The 1,801-nt window shown below is 63.2% G+C and carries 2 protein-coding genes; one reads left to right on the top strand and one right to left on the bottom strand.

The window, feature by feature from the left end:
* The coding region (locus F8N85_RS33880; RefSeq protein WP_150807674.1) for an AraC family transcriptional regulator at positions 1 to 793 on the top strand (793 nt) is incomplete at its 5' end.
* A gap of 64 nt (positions 794 to 857) precedes the next feature.
* Here F8N85_RS33880 and F8N85_RS33875 read toward each other — a convergent pair.
* Positions 858 to 1,801, bottom strand: a 944-nt coding sequence (locus F8N85_RS33875; RefSeq protein ID WP_150807673.1) for a dienelactone hydrolase family protein, incomplete at its 5' end; no start/stop codon positions are given.

Below are 1,801 nucleotides of genomic sequence, written 5' to 3'. Positions count from 1 at the left end.
GGTGCGGCCACGCCCCTTTACCGATTTCGTGCTGATGCAGATGCCCTTGCGGGGCCGGGCGAGCATTGAATGCGATGGCCTTTCGCTGGAGCTGGAAGCGGGCCAGGTGGCGGTCCTCTCGCCCAACCGCCAGGCCCGCCTGGTCTGGCACAGCGGCTGCGAACAATTGCTGCTAAAGGTACCGCGCAGCCTGTTGAGGATGATGCAAGAGCGGCTGGTGGATGAAGGGGGACTTGCCGTGGGGTTTACCTTGCCGCCAGCCTATCGGCTCGACACCGACCAGACGCGTGGCTGGCTGCGGTTGGTGGACGACTTGCTCGAACAACTGGGCTCCAGCGCCGGCGGGCCGGTGCATGGGCACTGGCTGCGTCACCTGGAGGAGAGCCTGCCGCTGTTCTTGCTGACTCACCCGCCGAAAGTCGACTCGGCCCCGACGGCAATCGTCGAGTCGCCGGCACAGCGTCAGGCAATGCGTCAGCTGCAGAAGATCGAAGGTTTGATGCGCAGCCACCTTGGTGAAGCGCTCACCCTGGGGAAGCTGGCGGCGGCGGGGGGGATGAGCGTGCGCAGTCTTAACACCTTGTGCCAGCGCTGTTACGGGCAAACGCCCATGGAGCGCTTGCGCAACCTGCGGCTTGAAGCGGTGCGTGAACGTTTGCTCGGTCGTCGCGACCTGAGCATCACCGAAGTCGCCCTGGAGCATGGCTTCGGTCATCTCGGCCGCTTTGCCCATTACTACCGAGAGCGTTTTGGCGAATTGCCGCACCAGACCTCCAGCGCCCGGGCAGACTGAACCAAGCCCCCTCGCCACAAGTCCCTCGTTCGCCTCGAGATTTTCTTGAGTGAGCGTGTTGGGTTTAGCGGTCGGCACTACTCGGCCATTTGCCCATGAGGGTGTTGGACGGCAGTTGTTCGTCGAGCAGCTTCTTCGCGGTTTCGATGCCAGCCACCGGCAGGCCGGTGGGATCGAGCAGGCCGATCTGCACCAGGACGCTGGCCTGGTCCCAATAGATGTGCTCATGGCAGAGCTTGTCGCCACGGAACTTGATCACGCCCAGCATCGGGATTTCGACGTACTTCCCGGTCGGGGCGACATTGGGCAGCATCCAGTCGATTTCGCTGGTGTGGGTGAAGCACATGACGAACTCGTCGACGATCTGCGAGGCGCCGACGGTGCGCGAGATCGGCACCAGTTTCATGTCCGGCGGGTTGGCGTGGACGAAGTGGTTCTGGTAGAAGCGGCTCAGCTCTCGGTTGCCCACGCCACCGGTCATGGTCGGGATATGGTTGACGTAGGGTTCTGCGACCATGGTCGCCATGGTCGCCGGCACATCGCGCACGGCGAATTCGAGTTCGATGTGCTTTTCCCACAGGTCGGACAGGTTGTAGTGCGGGCCGATTTCCTGCTTGAGCGCGGCGATGGTGCGCTCATGGGCCATCAACGCTGCCGGCTTGTTGTAGTGCATGCCGCCGTTGCGGGCGAAGGCGTGGTCGACGTCGGGGTAGGTGTACATCTCGACCTTGTCGCGTCCAGCCAGACGTTTGCTGATGAGCGACCTGGCATCGGCGTCGCAGTAGCCATCCTGTTCGGCGAAGTGCAGCACCAGGCGGCCTTTGATGTTGTTGGCTTCTTCGAGCAGCTGTTCGATGCCCATGCCGTAATAGCCCACGGAGCAGGCGACATCGGTACGGGTCGCGGTCAGGTACGCGAGCTTGCCGCCCATGCAGAAACCGACATAGCCCAGGCCGCCGGCTTCGACCTCGGGCAGGCCGCGCAGGGCCTTGAAACTGGCGTCGATGT

This window comes from Pseudomonas fluorescens (assembly GCF_902497875.1).
Classification (GTDB): domain Bacteria; phylum Pseudomonadota; class Gammaproteobacteria; order Pseudomonadales; family Pseudomonadaceae; genus Aquipseudomonas; species Aquipseudomonas fluorescens_BR.
Note: the sequence above shows the minus strand (reverse complement) of the source record. Positions and strands in the feature narration are given on the sequence as shown.